The sequence below is a fragment of the Aeromonas sp. 75A genome, from assembly GCF_051919425.1.
Taxonomy (GTDB): Bacteria; Pseudomonadota; Gammaproteobacteria; order Enterobacterales; family Aeromonadaceae; genus Aeromonas; species Aeromonas veronii.
Map to the genome: position 1 here is coordinate 725,190 of NZ_JBQBES010000002.1, position 14,173 is coordinate 739,362.

The 14,173-nt window shown below is 62.6% G+C and carries 10 protein-coding genes and 2 pseudogenes; 7 read left to right on the plus strand and 5 right to left on the minus strand.

All coding sequences use genetic code 11. The annotated features are described in order from the left end of the window. Positions 1-218: 218 nt before the first annotated feature. Both ACTG2T_RS03190 and ACTG2T_RS03195 read left to right on the plus strand, forming a co-directional pair. Complete coding sequence (locus ACTG2T_RS03190) at positions 219-359, plus strand: hypothetical protein (RefSeq protein ID WP_005338239.1); 141 nt, start codon at positions 219-221, stop codon at positions 357-359. Further along, positions 359-1,705: an APC family permease gene (locus ACTG2T_RS03195; RefSeq protein ID WP_005350109.1), complete on the plus strand. Its 1,347-nt coding sequence runs from the start codon at positions 359-361 to the stop codon at positions 1,703-1,705. Before ACTG2T_RS03190 ends, ACTG2T_RS03195 begins: the two co-directional genes overlap by 1 nt. Before the next feature lie 94 nt (positions 1,706-1,799). Here ACTG2T_RS03195 and ACTG2T_RS03200 read toward each other — a convergent pair whose 3' ends face one another. Beyond that, complete coding sequence (locus ACTG2T_RS03200) at positions 1,800-2,174, minus strand: hypothetical protein (protein ID WP_005359057.1); 375 nt, start codon at positions 2,172-2,174, stop codon at positions 1,800-1,802. A gap of 249 nt (positions 2,175-2,423) precedes the next feature. On the opposite strand from ACTG2T_RS03200, the gene ACTG2T_RS03205 reads away from it, so the two are divergent. Both ACTG2T_RS03205 and ACTG2T_RS03210 read left to right on the plus strand, forming a co-directional pair. Then, the gene (locus tag ACTG2T_RS03205; RefSeq protein WP_064338447.1) at positions 2,424-3,572 is read left to right on the plus strand and encodes a sodium:phosphate symporter; all 1,149 of its coding nucleotides are present in this window, start codon (positions 2,424-2,426) and stop codon (positions 3,570-3,572) included. A 174-nt stretch (positions 3,573-3,746) separates the two neighbouring features. Beyond that, positions 3,747-4,217 (plus strand): FKBP-type peptidyl-prolyl cis-trans isomerase, encoded by a 471-nt coding sequence (locus tag ACTG2T_RS03210; protein ID WP_304520076.1) that lies wholly within the window; start codon positions 3,747-3,749, stop codon positions 4,215-4,217. 133 nt (positions 4,218-4,350) lie between these two features. On the opposite strand, the gene ggt is transcribed toward ACTG2T_RS03210, so the two are convergent. Together ggt and rdgC are read right to left on the minus strand one after the other, a co-directional pair. Next, positions 4,351-6,132 (minus strand): gamma-glutamyltransferase, encoded by a 1,782-nt coding sequence (gene ggt / locus ACTG2T_RS03215; protein ID WP_330124136.1) that lies wholly within the window; start codon positions 6,130-6,132, stop codon positions 4,351-4,353. A 177-nt stretch (positions 6,133-6,309) separates the two neighbouring features. Beyond that, entirely contained in the window at positions 6,310-7,221 is a 912-nt protein-coding gene (rdgC, locus tag ACTG2T_RS03220) for a recombination-associated protein RdgC (protein ID WP_040098586.1), read from the minus strand. 177 nt (positions 7,222-7,398) lie between these two features. On the opposite strand from rdgC, the gene ACTG2T_RS03225 reads away from it, so the two are divergent. The 3 genes and pseudogenes from ACTG2T_RS03225 (at position 7,399) to ACTG2T_RS03235 (ending at position 12,904) form a co-directional block, all read left to right on the plus strand. Beyond that, positions 7,399-7,827, plus strand: a complete 429-nt coding sequence (locus tag ACTG2T_RS03225; protein ID WP_330124135.1) for a GNAT family N-acetyltransferase — start codon at positions 7,399-7,401, stop codon at positions 7,825-7,827. A gap of 103 nt (positions 7,828-7,930) precedes the next feature. Further along, a pseudogene (locus tag ACTG2T_RS03230) lies at positions 7,931-9,156 on the plus strand (exonuclease SbcCD subunit D C-terminal domain-containing protein). Next, positions 9,153-12,904, plus strand: a pseudogene (locus ACTG2T_RS03235) (AAA family ATPase). Before ACTG2T_RS03230 ends, ACTG2T_RS03235 begins: the two co-directional pseudogenes overlap by 4 nt. 89 nt (positions 12,905-12,993) lie before the next feature. Here the strand turns inward: ACTG2T_RS03235 and ACTG2T_RS03240 are convergent. Continuing rightward, positions 12,994-13,758, minus strand: a complete 765-nt coding sequence (locus ACTG2T_RS03240) for a DODA-type extradiol aromatic ring-opening family dioxygenase (protein ID WP_330124132.1) — start codon at positions 13,756-13,758, stop codon at positions 12,994-12,996. A 167-nt stretch (positions 13,759-13,925) separates the two neighbouring features. Continuing rightward, positions 13,926-14,168, minus strand: coding sequence for a hypothetical protein (locus ACTG2T_RS03245; protein WP_330124131.1), 243 nt, complete (start codon positions 14,166-14,168; stop codon positions 13,926-13,928). Between the last annotated feature and the right edge of the window lie 5 nt (positions 14,169-14,173).

Consider the following 14,173-nt stretch of genomic DNA (forward strand, 5'->3'; position numbering starts at 1 on the left):
CCCGTGCGTATGCAAAAAAATGCGTTAATCCGCCCTTTTTTGCTTGTCAAGGGGGCTGACCGAATGCACAATACGCCGCCAATAAAGGACCGATGTTCACTGCGACATCGGTTTTTGTATTTTTGAAGTGCAGTACAAACCCACCACAAGAGGCCGGAACGTTTCCGGAAGTGATATTCGAGATTGCCAAACAATCTCCCGACGTTGAGAGGATAACAATGGGGCGTTTTAATGCTTTCCTGCCGGTACAGCCCGGTATGCGCCTCCCCGGCGCCCTTGATGTACAGGCTTGCGAATCCATCGTATCCCTGCGCTCGTTGCAAGCACGTGCTGCGGCACTGATTGAGGAGAAAGCGTAATGGCATCGCAAAACGCCAAGCTGCTCAAGACCCTTACCCTGACACAAGTGATTGTGATGGGTCTGGCCTATCTGACCCCCATGGCTGTCTTCGACACCTTCGCCATCGTCGGTGACATCACCGATGGCCGGGTCGCCACCGCCTATCTGCTGGCTCTGGGTGGCATCCTGCTCACCGCTTTCAGCTACGGCCATCTGGTACGCAAGTTCCCCTCTGCGGGCTCTGCCTATACCTATGCCCAGAAGGTGTTCAACCCCTACGTCGGTTTCATGGTCGGCTGGTCATCCCTGCTCGACTACATGTTCATGCCGATGATCAATATTCTGCTGGCCAAAATCTACCTGACCGCCATGTTCCCGGGCGTCGAGCCCTGGGTGTTCATCTTCGGTCTGGTGACCGTGATGACCTTCCTGAACCTGCGCGGCATCAACCTGGTAGCCAACTTCAACGGTCTGATCGTGGTGATCCAGCTGGCCATCATCACCCTCTTTATCGGCCTGATGGCGTGGGGCATCTACCACGGTGAAGGGGCTGGCACCCTGATGAGCAGCCGTCCGTTCCACTTCGAGTCAGCACAGCTGGTACCGCTCTTTACCGGTGCGACCATCCTCTGCTTCTCGTTCCTGGGCTTTGACGGTCTGAGTTCCCTCTCCGAAGAGACTCCGAACGCCGGCAAGGTGATCCCCAAGGCGATCGTGCTGACTGCCCTTATCGGCGGCATCATCTTCGTGGTGGTCTCCTACTGCCTGCAGCTCTACTTCCCGAGCCTCTCCCGCTTCCAGCATCCGGATGCGGTACTGCCGGAGATCGCCCTCTACGTTGGCGGCACCTTCTTCCAGTCCGTGGTTCTGGTCTGCACCACGGTCGCGGTACTGGCCTCCGGCATGGCGGCTCACGCCGGTGTGTCGCGCATCCTCTACGTGATGGGGCGTGATCGCATGATCCCGGAGCGGGTGTTTGGCTATATCCACCCGAAATATCGTACTCCGGCTATCAACGTGCTGATGGTGGGTGGTCTGGCCCTCTCCGCCGTGTCGTTTGATCTGGATACCGCACTGGCGCTGGTCAACTTCGGCGCACTGGTGGCCTTCAGCTTCGTCAACCTGTCGGTGATCGGTCAGTTCTGGGTACGCGAGAAACGCAACAAGACCCTCAAGGATCACGTCATCTACCTGTTGATGCCGCTGCTCGGCGCCGCCACCATCGGTGCTCTGTGGATAAACCTGGAGCAGAGCTCGCTGGAGCTGGGCCTGATCTGGGCTGGCCTCGGCGCAACCTATCTGTTCCTGCGTCTGGCGGTGTTCCGTATCCCGTTCCGTCAGTACGAGGAAGCGGCTGACGCCTGATCCTTTGCGGATAACGGATAGACAGAAGGGGAGCCATGGCTCCCCTTTTTGCTGCCGGTCTGTGCCCGGTCACACGGGCTTGGGCCCGGTCTGCTTACTGCTTATCCAGTACGGCGGTCGCCGCAGCCTTGAGCGGATCGCGAGCGATGGTCTTGGCATCCTGCTCCGCCTTGTGCAGCTGCTGGTTTGCCTTGTCCATCTTCTGCTGCATACCGTTGCCGCTCTCCTTGAGGTCGGCACGCTTCTCGCCCAGCAGGTCGTTGCGGCCTTTTTGCACCTCAGCTTTCACCTTCTCTTTCTCCTGCTTCACCAGCTTGCTGGTATCACAGTTGCCCTTGACTCCCAGAGTGGCATTCACCGCTTCGTTTTTGAGGGCCTTGTCGAGGTTGCAGTCGGTTTTCAACAGGCTGGCCTGTGCCCCTGCCGAGAGCAGCCCCAGCGACAGAGAGAGGATCCATGCACGCATCATCTTGTTTACTCCTGCTTGCCAATAAAGGGGCGCAGTGTAGCGATCACATTCCGGCTGACAAGGCGGCAGTGCTTTCGTCCCCCCTTTTGCCACCCCAGAGCCAACCGGCTCGGTCAGCGCCTGTCGCCGCAGTTCGTCGTCATAAAAACATCATCGAAATGTCACGTTGTCATATTTCTGTCATTAACCACTGATTAAATGCGCGGGTCATCAACAACCCAAGACGGAACGACCGTCTCAAGAGGCTTTATGCAACACCATCACTCCTTGTCACAGCCGCCCGCGACCCGCGCCCTGTTCAACTGGATGAGTGTCATCGTACTGGTCTACCTGATCCTGGTTGCCGTGGGCGCCATCTCCCACGGCTTCAAAGATTTCTCCGGCGGCGCCGAGGGCGCAGCCCAGATCTTCGCCTTTGCCAACAACCCCTTTGTCGCCCTGCTGCTGGGTATTCTCGCTACCGCGCTGGTGCAATCCTCCAGCACCGTCACCTCGGTGATCGTCGGTCTGGTGGCTGGCGGCCTGCCCATCAGCATGGCCATCCCCATGGTCATGGGTGCCAACCTCGGCACCACCATCACCAACACCATCGTCTCCATGGGCCATGTGCGGGATCGCGCCGAGTTCCGCCGCGCTTTCGCCGCCGCCACCGTGCACGACTTTTTCAACCTGCTGGCGGTGTTCATCTTCCTGCCGCTGGAGCTGATGTTCGGCCTGCTGCAACACAGCGCCGAGTGGCTGGCCAACCTGCTGGTAGGCTCCGCCAACATGTCGATGAAGGGCATGGACTTCATGAAGCCGCTGACCGCACCGGCCCAGCAGCTGATTGACAGCGCCGTGGCCTTCCTGCCGGGCAAGGGTGCCGCCATCGCGACCATCATCATCGGTATCCTGCTGATCCTTGCCTGCGTCACTTATCTCGGCAAAGTGCTGCAACAGGTACTGGTTGGCCGAGCCAAAGAGCTGCTGCACAAGGCGCTGGGCCGTGGCCCGCTGACCGGCATCACCTCCGGTGCGCTGGTGACCATCATGGTGCAATCCTCCTCCACCACCACCAGCCTGATGATCCCGCTGGCCGGCGGCGGCGTGTTCAGCACCCGTCAGCTCTACCCCTTCACCCTGGGGGCCAATATCGGTACCACCATCACCGCCCTGCTGGCTGCCACCGCCATCAGCGGAGCCGGTGCCCAGCTGGCCCTGACCATCGCGCTGGTCCACGTGCTGTTCAACCTCTTTGCCGTGGTCATCATCTATGGCATCCCCTTCCTGCGTGACCTGCCGGTACGCGCCGCCGAGGGGCTGGCCCGGGTAGGCAGCGAGAACAAGCTGCTGGCTCTGGGTTATGTGACGGGTCTCTTCTTCGCCCTGCCCGCCCTGATGATGGTGGCCGCCAAGTAAGCGCCGCAGCCATGACGAGGGGCGAGTCACTGACTCGCCCCTTTTTGCGTCCAGCTCGCCGGGCTTTGCCTGCCCACTCACATCCTCCCGCCCTGTGGCTCGCCATCAGGAGCGGTGCGCGATAAGATGGCGCCCTCATTGCACTTTTTACATTTCATGGAACAGGAAAAACCGATGAAATTCATACTGATCGCGCTGCTCATCGCCGGTGTGGCCTACTACTTCTACTCCAGCAGCAACAACAAGAAGCTGGCGGCTGACAACGTGCGGATTGGCGCCGAGTTCCTCGCCAGCAACAAGGAGAAGCCGCTGGTGACCACCACCGCCTCCGGCCTGCAGTACGAAGTGCTGACCCCGGGCACCGGCACCGTTCACCCCACCGCCACCAGCAAGGTGAAGGTGCACTACGAGGGCAAGCTGCTGGACGGCACCGTCTTTGACAGCTCGGTCGCCCGTGGCGAGCCCATCGAGTTTGGCCTCAATCAGGTGATCGCTGGCTGGACCGAAGGGGTGCAGCTGATGGTGGAAGGTGAGAAGACCCGTTTCTACATCCCCGCCAACCTCGCCTACGGCGAGCGTGCAGCAGGCAAAATCCCGCCGGGATCAGTCCTGATCTTTGACGTGGAGCTGTTGGGTATCCAGTAACCGCGCAGGATGCTCCAGTGGCAATATCCCACTGAGCGCCCGTCCTGATCTTCGACGTGGAGCTGTTGGCATCCAGTAAGCGCACCATCAGCAACAAGGCCAGCATTATGCTGGCCTTATTGCTATGGGAACCTCACTCCCCCTTGGCGATCCCTTCCCGGCGCGGATCCGCTGCGCCAAACCAGCCACCAGCGTTGCGCTCAACCCCCTGCAGGCCGGAGGTTTGCTCGTTCAGTACCACCTCGTGTCCCCTCGCCTTCAACCCCTCGACCACCGACAGGGGGGTGCGTCCCGCTTCCAGCTCGGTGGGACCGTTGCGACTGCCAAAGTTGGGCAGGTTGATGGCCTGTTGCAGGTTCAGGCCCCAATCCTGAGTGCCGAGCAGGGTCTTACCCACGTAGTTGATGATGGCGGAGCCCCCCGGCGAGCCCAACGTCATGGTCAGCTCGCCGCTTGGCTTGTCAAACACCAGCAGGGGTGACATGGAGGAGCGGGGCCGCTTGCCCGGCTCCACCCGATTTGCCACCGGCAGACCGGCAGCATCCACCGAGGTGAAGGAGAAATCGGTGAGCTGGTTGTTGAGCAGGTAGCCGTTGACCATCTGACGCGATCCGAAACCATCCTCGATGGAGCTGGTCATGGAGATAGCCATCCCCGCCTTGTCGACAATCGAGACATGGCTGGTAGAGGGGAGTTCGGGGGTCGCATCCTTGCCGCGTGCCAGCGCCAGTGGCGGCGTGCCGGGCTTGGCAATCCCCATTGAGTGCTGACCGACAAGCTTGCCCCGCTCGGCCAGATAGCCCTTGTCCAGCAGCCCCTTCACTGGCACGCTGACAAAATCGCTGTCGGCGACGTACTGGTTGCGATCGGCGAAGGCGAGACGCGCCGCTTCACTATAGAGATGGATAGCCTCGCTGGAAGCAGCCAGTCCCCCCTCCTTCGTGGTGAGCGGCTTGAGGGCGGCCATATCGCGGCTCTCCAGCATGCCGAAGATCTGGCCGAGCGCCAGGGTGCCGGACGAGGGAGTGGGAAAGCCGCAGATCTTGCTCTGGCGATAGTCAAAGCAGAGGCCATCCCGCACTTTGGCCTGATAGCTGGCCAGATCGGTGGCCGCCAGTACCCCGGGATTGGTGGGATGCTGGCGTACCTTGGCCACCATGGCATCCGCCAGCGGCCCCTGATAGAAGGCATCCGCCCCCTCTGTGGCCAGAGTGCGCAACACCTTGGCCAGCGCCGGGTTGGTCAGCCGGGTGCCCGCCATTTTGGGGCGACCATCCGCCTGATAGAAGTAGGCTCGCGCCTCTGGATCCCGTGCCAGATAGGGATCCTTGGCCAGCAATGTGGCCAGCCGTGGACTTATCACAAATCCTTGTTCTGCCAGCGTGATGGCGGGCTCGAACAGCGCAGCCCAGGGTAGCTTGCCATAACGTTGATGGGCCAGTGCCAGAGCGCGCAGGGTGCCGGGAACGCCGACCGAGCGGCCCCCCACCACCCCGTCATAAAACGCCAGCGGCTTGCCATCTTGCATAAACAGCTGGTCGGTTGCGGCAGCCGGCGCCGTCTCGCGGCCATCCACTGCACTCACCTTGCGGCCATCCCACACCAGCAGCAGCGTCCCACCACCGATCCCGGAGGATTGCGGCTCCACCAGCGTCAATACCAGCTGCACCGCAATGGCGGCATCGACGGCACTGCCACCGGCCTTGATGATCTGGTAGCCCGCATCCACCGCCAGCGGGTTGGCGGCCGCCACCATGAAGTCATGGCCCTGCCAGCCCTGTTTGTCGGTCCAGCCACTGGCGGCTTCGGGTGCGATCAGGGTCTGGGCTGGCGGGGTGTAGTGAAAGCCGTTGTCACTGGCACAACCGGCCAGCAGGGCAAGGGCGATAGCCAGCCCCAGAGGTTTGCGCAACATGACACTCTCCTTGTCTGTTTTATGACCATGAAGGGGGACTATGTCACGATTGGCGCTGACAGCTCAAGTTATTGAGCAAGATCAATATCTTACTCATCTATCAATAATGGCTATCCGTAACAGACATAAAAAAACCGCCCGAAGGCGGTTTTTTTCGATCAGGCAGAGCCAGTTCGCTTAGATGGACTGCTCTTCGCCACCCAGGGCGGCAAACAGCGCCGGGATAAACTGGGCCAGCTCGGCGGTGACCAGCGCGAAGTCGGCATCCAGACGGGCGGCCGGATCTTCGCTGGTGACGTCGTCGTTCTGCTCGCGCAGCTCTTCGCTGAATTTCAGACGCTTGATGGAGAGATCATCCCCCAGCACGAAGCTGACGGTCTCGCCCCAGTTGAGGGCCAGCTTGGTCACCAGCTTGTCGTTGGCCAGGTGGTTCTTGATCTCGTCCGTCATCAGATCCTGCTGCTTGCAGCGGATGATGCCGCCGTGCTCCATGGCACTGCGCAGCTCGGCTTCATCTTCCAGCGTGAAGGAGGCAGGCAGGTTGCCCTCGTTCAACCACTCGGTCATGGTGATCTCCGGCGGGTTCTTGAGGGCCACCGGCACCACCGGCAGAGAGCCGATGGATTTGCGCAACAGTGCCAGCAGATCGTCCGCCTTCTTGGCAGAACCTGCATCCACCACCATCAAATTGTCGGCCGGATTGATCCAGGCGAAGGTCTGGCTGGTACGACTGAAGGCACGGGGCAGCAGGGTGTGGAGGATCTCCTCTTTCAGCGCTTCCTTCTCTTTCTTCTTGAGGGCGCGTCCCTGTTCGAACTCGATCGCTTCTACCTTCTCGGCCAGCATCTCCTTGACCACGGTACCGGGCAGCATCTTCTCCTCTTTGCGGGCGCAGATGAGGATGTGGCCGGAGGCAGAGTGGGTCAGGGTTGAGCCGAATTTGCCAAGGGGCTTGACCCACCCGAAACGGGAGATGTCCTGACTGCCGCAAGGGGTGAAGGCACAGGCTTCCAGCTGGGTTTCCAGCTGATCCACGGTCAGGTCAAAGGGGCGGGTAAAGCGATAAATCTGCAGGTTTTTAAACCACATGGCGTCCTCGGTCTCTAGATTGTCCGGCGGGCATTGTACTAGAGAGGCGCTTTGTGATCAGCCAATCATTCTCGCTAAATAAAGGGCGATCGACCTCACAGGGTCTCATTTATGTCACCTGTTTGTTCATCAAGTTCTCCTAGACTGCGAAAGTAAATTGTTAATAAGGATGAAGGTATGTTGCGGCCCAGTCGCCCGGAAGACATGGAAGAGATCGTCGAAATCTGGTTGCTGGCCTCCCTGCAGGCCCACGATTTCGTCGATGCCTCCTGCTGGTGGCAGGCCCAGGAGGATCTGCGCACCCGCTACCTCGATCACGCCCACATCTGGGTGTTCGAGGAGCGCGGCGACCTGCTCGGATTTATGGCGCTGGTAGACAACTACCTCGCCGCCCTCTTTGTGCGCCCCGACCGACAGGGACGCGGCGTCGGCCACGCCCTGCTGCAGGAGGCCAAGCGTCAGGGTGCGTCGCTCCACGCCAGAGTCTTCGTGGAAAATTCCCAGGCTGTGCGCTTCTACCGCCGCCACGGCTTTGTCATCGAGGCGGAGGAGTCCGACCCCCTTACCGGCCACCCCCAGTACAAGATGTGCTGCGAACCCGCATGAACTGACGGCAGCCCCCTGTTTTACTTGAAAAAAGCATGGGGCATCCTCATCTTGTCACCATCGGGTGCCACCGGCACCATCCCAGGATCCGGGTTGCTTTCTCATGAAAATCCTCCATACCGCCGACTGGCACCTTGGCCATCAACTCCATGGTCACGACCGCCGTTTTGAACACGATGCCTTCCTCGACTGGCTGACCGACACCCTCAAGGCGCGCGAGATCGACGCCCTGCTGGTGGCGGGCGATCTGTTCGATACCGCCAATCCCCCCGCCAGCGCCTGGCAACAGCTCTACCGCTTTCTGGCGCGGCTGCGCGCCGAGCTGCCTCACCTCAACATGGTGCTGATCGGCGGCAACCACGACTCCCCCTCCAAGCTGGATGCCCCCCACGAGCTACTGCGGGCCTTTGACCTGCATCTGGTGGGCAGCATCAGCCGCGACAGTGAGGGCAAGCTCGAGACCGACCGTCTGCTGGTGCCGCTGCAAGACAGGGAGGGCAAGATTGCCGCCTGGTGCGCCGCCGTGCCGTTCCTGCGCAGCAGCGATCTGCGGGTGGAACAGTTGGCAGAGGGGCAGGACAGGCTGATCGAAGGGGTACGCCAGATCTATGCCGAGGTGCTGGCCGAAGGGCGCGCCCGCTGCGGGGAGGATCTGCCGCTCATCGCCATGGGCCACGCCTATCTGGCGGCGGGCCAACTCTCCGAGCTATCAGAGCGGCGGGTGCTCGGCGGCAACCAGCACGCCCTGCCTGCCGAACTCTTTGCCGGTGCCGACTACACGGCGCTCGGTCACCTCCATCTGGCCCAGAGCCCGGCCGAGGGGGTCCACTACAGCGGCTCGCCGCTGCCGCTTTCGCTCGCCGAAGCCAACTACAACCATCAGGTGCTGGAAGTGACCTTTGCGGGGGGAAACTGGCCGGGCTGGAGCGGATCCCGGTGCCCCGCGCAGTGGAGATGATCCGTCTGCTCCAGAGCCCTCTCGACGACGCATTGAAAGCCATCGAGGCACTGACGCTCCCCCCTTGTCCACAAGAAGCACAGCCCTTCCTCGAAGTGCGGTTGCTGCTGCCCAAGCCAGAGGCCCGCATCCGCGAGCGAATCCTCGCTGCCATCGCCGACAAACCGGTGCGGCTGGCCCGCATCAGTACCCAGTATCAGGGCTCTGGCGAAGGACTGGCCGATGGTCGCGAGCGGCGCAGGCTCGATGAGCTCTCCCCCACTGAAGTTTTCCGCCTCTGCTATCAGCGCCAGTTCGAGGGGGAGCCCGAAGCACAGCTGGTCGCCTCGTTCGAAGAGATCCTTGAGCAGGTGAAGGAGTCAAACCAATGAAAATCTTGTCTCTGTCTGGTGAGAATCTGGCCAGTCTGACCGGCGCCTTCACCATCGACTTTACCCACGGGGCTCTCGGCGCCGCGGGGCTGTTTGCCATCACCGGCAATACCGGCGCCGGCAAGAGCACATTGCTCGACGCCATTTGTCTCGCCCTCTACGACGAGATGCCGCGCTTTATCGCCAATCGCAAGAACGTGGCCGAAGTGGGCCGCATGGATGACGAAGAGAAGCTCAAGGCCAACGACGTACGCGGCATCCTCAGTCGCGGTCACGCCAGCGGCTTTGCCGAGGTGCAATTTCGCGGCTGCGATGGCCGCATCTGGCTGGCCCGCTGGGCGGTGCGCCGTGCCCGCAACCGCGCCGAAGGGCGCTTTCAGGCACAGGAGCGCACCCTGACCGATGTCGAGTCGGGTCAGGTTTTCTCCGGCAGCAAGCGGGAGCTGCAGGATCGCATCGACGAGCTGGTGGGTCTCTCCTGGGAGCAGTTCCGCCGCGCGGTGATCCTGCCGCAGGGGGAATTTCCGCCTTCCTCAAATCGGACGCCAACGAGCGCTCCGCTCTGCTCGAACGGATGACTGGCACCGAGCTCTACTCCGCCATCTCCATCCAGACCTATGAACGGGCGCGGGAAGAGCAGCAGAAGCTGGCCACCATCGCCCAGCGCCTCGGCGACGTGGCACTGATGGATGAAGCGACCCGCGAACAGTGGGTAAGCCAGCAGATAAGCCTCTCCACCACCCTCAAGCACGAGCAGCAACAGCAGCAGCTGATGCAGGACTTGCGCGACCTCAATAGCCGCATTGCCGCCCAGCTGCAGGGCTGCGCCGAGGGACAGGCGGCGCTCGATGCCGCCCTGCAGGCCCACGGCGCAGCGGCCCCCGAGCGCGAGGAGTTTGCACGTGCCGAACAGGCCCAGGTGGCCCGCGCCGATCACGACGAGCTGGCCCGCCTCACCCTTGAGGTGCAGCAGCAGGAGAAGGTGATCGCAGAGCTTGGGCCGGAGCTGGCCAAGCTCGAGGAGCAGACCCAGCAGAGCGCGCTGACCGAACAGCAGTTGCTGGCGGAGAAGATCGCCGCCGAGCGGGAATGGGGTGCCCTGCAACCCGAACTCAAGCGGGCGCAGGAGCTCGATACCCGCATCCGGGAAAAAGTGCAGCAGTTGCAGAAGATCCAGCAGGAGGGGGCGCAGGAACGAGAAGTACAGCTCACCCTCGAGCAGGGTTGGCGCGAGCAGAGCCGACAGGTGGAACTGCTCAAGCAGCAGCACCAGCAGTGGGGCCTTTGGCTCGAAGAGCACAAGGAGCTGGCACCGGTGGCCCGCCAGTGGCAGCCCCTGCTCACCGCCATGCAGGATTGGGCCGAGGATGCCGACAAGCTGCAGCAACTGCTCACCCTGCGGGATCACAAGCTGCGCGCCCTGCAGCAGCTGCAACGCCAGCTGGAAAAGGGCCAGCAGGAGCGCGACTACTGGCAACATGAACAAGCTCGGCTGCAACAGCAACAGAACGAGCTGCAGGAGCAGCAGTGGGAGAGCCGCCTCGCCAAGGCGCAGGAGCAGTGGCAGCAACAGACCGAACAGCTGGGCCAGCTGCGCCAGCTGCTGGAGCTGGCCGACTATGGCCGCAACCACGGCGAACAACATGGCCGCTTGCAGCAGGAGATTGCCCAGCTGGAGCAGGCGCTGGGCAAGCTCGCCACCCTTGGCGACGAGCTGGTGCCAGCCCGCGAGCGGCTCGCCCTGCAGCGGGACGAGGCGCGCCATGCGCTGGAGCAGTCCCGCGCCATCGCCGGCTTCGAGCAGTATCGCCATATCCTGAGCGATGGCGAACCTTGCCCGCTGTGCGGTTCCGGGGAGCACCCCTACAGCCAGAGCCAGCCGCAGGTGGCGGGGATCCTGGGTCAGCTGGCGGAGCGGGTCAGAAGCCTCGAACTCGAATGGGATCGGCTCAATCATCAATACATCCAGTGCGAGAGCGAGCGTCAGGAGCTGGCCCGCCAGCTGGCGGTGCGTCAACAACATCTGCCGGAGCTGGAAACCCGCGCCGAGCAACTGACCCAGCGCTGGCAACAGCTGGGGGGCGATACCCTGCTCGGCCATCCGCTGCCGCTGCGCCAAAGCCCCATTGAGTGGAACGAGCTGATGAGCACCCTGCTTGGCCGTGGCCAGGCGCTGGAGCAGGGGTTGGCCCAGAGCCAGCAGCAGCTGCGTCAGGCCCAGCTTGGTCAACAACAGCTGCAAGGGGTGCGTCAGCAACTGAGCCAACTGGCTGCCCAGCACCAGCAGTTCGAGCAGCAGTGGCAGGAGGCCGACCGTCATCGCATTGCGCAGGAAGGGGAAGTGAAGGCAATGGGCGAGCAGGAAGCGACCCTGCGCCAGCGCCTCGAACAGGGGGGCAACCGTCTCGATGAACAGATGGCTGGCCAACCCTGGCGCCAGTGGCTCGGCAGCCAGCAGTGGCACGAGTGGCAGCGAGCCTGCGAAGCCTGGCTGCACGGCCAGAGCGAGTGGGAGCGGCTGGCCAGCGAGATCGCCAGCCTCACCCCGGCACTAAGTGCGCAGGAGGCGCGCCTGCAGACCCAGCGCGAGCTGCTGCACAAACTCGAGCGGGACTACAAGGAGCACGAGCAGCAGCGGCAGGGGCTGCTCACCAGCCGCAGCGGTTGTCTCGGTGGCGAGGAGATCCCGCAGGTCGAGAGCCGCTGGCAACAGCGGCTGCAACAGCTCGCCAGCGAACTGGAGCTGATGCAAAGCAGCTCCCGCGTTCTGCGGGAGCGGCAGACCGAACTCAAGACCCGTCTCACCCATGTGGAGCAGGAAAAGCAGACCAGCAGTCGCCGCAAGCGGGAGGTGCTGGGGCGCTGGGCTGCCCACGCCAGTACCCTCGGCATTGCCGAATACGACCTGCGCCGCCTGCTGGCCATCACTCCCGATGAACTCAAGGCTCGCCGCACCGCCCTGCAAGGATTGGAAGATGCCCTTGGCGAGGCGCGTACCCGCCTTGCCGAGCGGCAACGGGCGCTGGCACTGGAGGAGAGCAAGCGGGATCGCTATCGCGAGCACCACCCCGAGCTGGCCGCCCTGCCGGATGCAGAGCTGAGCGATCAACTGGCGGCACTCGATGCCCGTTGTCACGCCCTTGAAGAGCAGCTGTTCGAGTGCAAGAGCAAGCTGGCACAGGCCGAAGCCGCCGCTCTCAAGGCAGGTAGCCTGCAACAGGAGCTGGCCGCCCAGCAGGCAGTGGCCGACCACTGGCAGCAGCTGTGCGATCTGATCGGGCAAGCCAACGGCGCCAAGTTCCGCACCTTCGCCCAGAGCCTCACCCTCGAGCGTCTGCTGCTGGAGGCCAACGCCCAGCTCGCCGAGCTGTCGCCGCGCTACCGGCTGGAGCGGGTACCCGGCACCGATCTGGCGCTGCAAGTGGTGGATCTCGACATGGGGGACGAGGTGCGTTCGGTGGACTCCCTCTCCGGTGGCGAGAGTTTTCTGGTGTCGCTGGCGCTGGCGCTGGCCCTCTCCAGCCTCTCGTCACGGCAGACCCAGGTCGAATCGCTCTTTATCGACGAGGGGTTTGGCACCCTGGATCCGGACAGTCTGGATCTGGCGCTCGCCAGCCTCGACTCCCTGCAGGCCGCCGGCCGCCAGATCGGGGTCATCTCCCACGTCCAGACGCTGGTGGAGCGGATCGGCGTGCAGATCAGGGTCGAAGCCCTCGGCGGCGGCGAGAGCCGGGTAGTGGTTCCCTGAGAGCCTTCGGCTCAATCACCACTACCATCGGTCCACCACGCCGTAAACAACAAGACCCCGCCAATTGGCGGGGTCTTGTTGAGAGGCAATCAACCGAAGCGGTAGGCGCCCATATAGAGGCTGCCGCCATCCCAGCTCTCGTGCAGCCGGGTGGGCGCCACACCATCAGCGGCCCCCAACGCCACAAAGAGTGGGCGCAGATGATCGTCGTGGGGATGGGACTCCACCGCGCCTGGAGCCTGCTGGCGATAGTCGAGCAGCGCCAGCCGATCCTCGTCGGCCATCTTCTGCTCCAGCCAGTCGACAAACTGGCTGGCCCACTCCGGCACCGGCGAGCCTTCCGGTGCCAGCGCCCGCAGGTTGTGGGTGATGGCGCCAGAGGCGAGGATGCCAATCCCCTGACTGCGCAGCGCCCCCAATACCTCTCCCAGTTGCCACAACTGGGCCGGAGTGAAGCTCGCGGGAATGGAGATCTGCACCAGCGGGATCTCGCTGTTTGGGTCGATCAGAGAGAGGGGCGACCAGACCCCGTGATCCAGCTCGCGCCGCACCGAAGTGGCGGTCAGTCCGGCCAGTGCCAGCTGGTCGCTCACCCCTTGTTGCAGCCACTCGGGGCTACTGGCAGGCCAGCGCATCCGGTAGAGGGGCTCGGGAAAACCGTAAAAGTCGTACATCAAGGCCGGTTTGGGCTCGACGTTGATCTGCAGCTCGCGGCTGAACCAATGGGCGGAGATGACCACCAGCCCCTTGAGCTCACCCAGACGCAGGGTTCGCAGAAAGCGGGTGGCGGGTTGCTCACGCAGCACCAGATCCGGTGCGCCGTGAGAGATAAACCAGACGGGGGCGAGGGACATAAAGCGGACTCCAACAAAGTATCAGGGGGCGATACCGGAGGGGATATCGCTGTTGGAATCGATTATCCCCCTGCCATTAAAAGTGAACAATCCAGCAAGATGGATAAGAACTATCAACCAATGGTTGATAATTTCACGCCTTCACGACAGGTAATCGGCAATAGATATCAAGGCTGAGGAGCATCCGGCTGCGGTCGGGCTGCACGAAGCGCCATCCGGGTCGCGGCACTGTGATCCTGCCACTCTCGCCACGCCAATCCCTCGGCCGCCACCTCCCCTTTCACCGGATGGGAGAAGATCGCCAGCAGACCGGCATTATCAGGCCAGTAGCGGGTTGGCAGTGTCTGAACCAGCAGCAGGGCGGCGCCCAGCAAGAGCAGAGCCCATCCGGTTTCATGGCTGTTTTTCATCCCGG

Excerpts from the sequence above, each read along its gene's own strand:
- ACTG2T_RS03190 (WP_005338239.1), top strand. The coding sequence starts at position 219 with ATGGGGCGTTTTAATGCTTTCCTGCCGGTACAGCCCGGTATGCGCCTC.
- ACTG2T_RS03195 (WP_005350109.1), top strand. The coding sequence starts at position 359 with ATGGCATCGCAAAACGCCAAGCTGCTCAAGACCCTTACCCTGACACAA.
- ACTG2T_RS03200 (WP_005359057.1), bottom strand. The coding sequence starts at position 2,174 with ATGATGCGTGCATGGATCCTCTCTCTGTCGCTGGGGCTGCTCTCGGCA.
- ACTG2T_RS03205 (WP_064338447.1), top strand. The coding sequence starts at position 2,424 with ATGCAACACCATCACTCCTTGTCACAGCCGCCCGCGACCCGCGCCCTG.
- ACTG2T_RS03210 (WP_304520076.1), top strand. The coding sequence starts at position 3,747 with ATGAAATTCATACTGATCGCGCTGCTCATCGCCGGTGTGGCCTACTAC.
- ggt (WP_330124136.1), bottom strand. The coding sequence starts at position 6,132 with ATGTTGCGCAAACCTCTGGGGCTGGCTATCGCCCTTGCCCTGCTGGCC.
- rdgC (WP_040098586.1), bottom strand. The coding sequence starts at position 7,221 with ATGTGGTTTAAAAACCTGCAGATTTATCGCTTTACCCGCCCCTTTGAC.
- ACTG2T_RS03225 (WP_330124135.1), top strand. The coding sequence starts at position 7,399 with ATGTTGCGGCCCAGTCGCCCGGAAGACATGGAAGAGATCGTCGAAATC.
- ACTG2T_RS03240 (WP_330124132.1), bottom strand. The coding sequence starts at position 13,758 with ATGTCCCTCGCCCCCGTCTGGTTTATCTCTCACGGCGCACCGGATCTG.
- ACTG2T_RS03245 (WP_330124131.1), bottom strand. The coding sequence starts at position 14,168 with ATGAAAAACAGCCATGAAACCGGATGGGCTCTGCTCTTGCTGGGCGCC.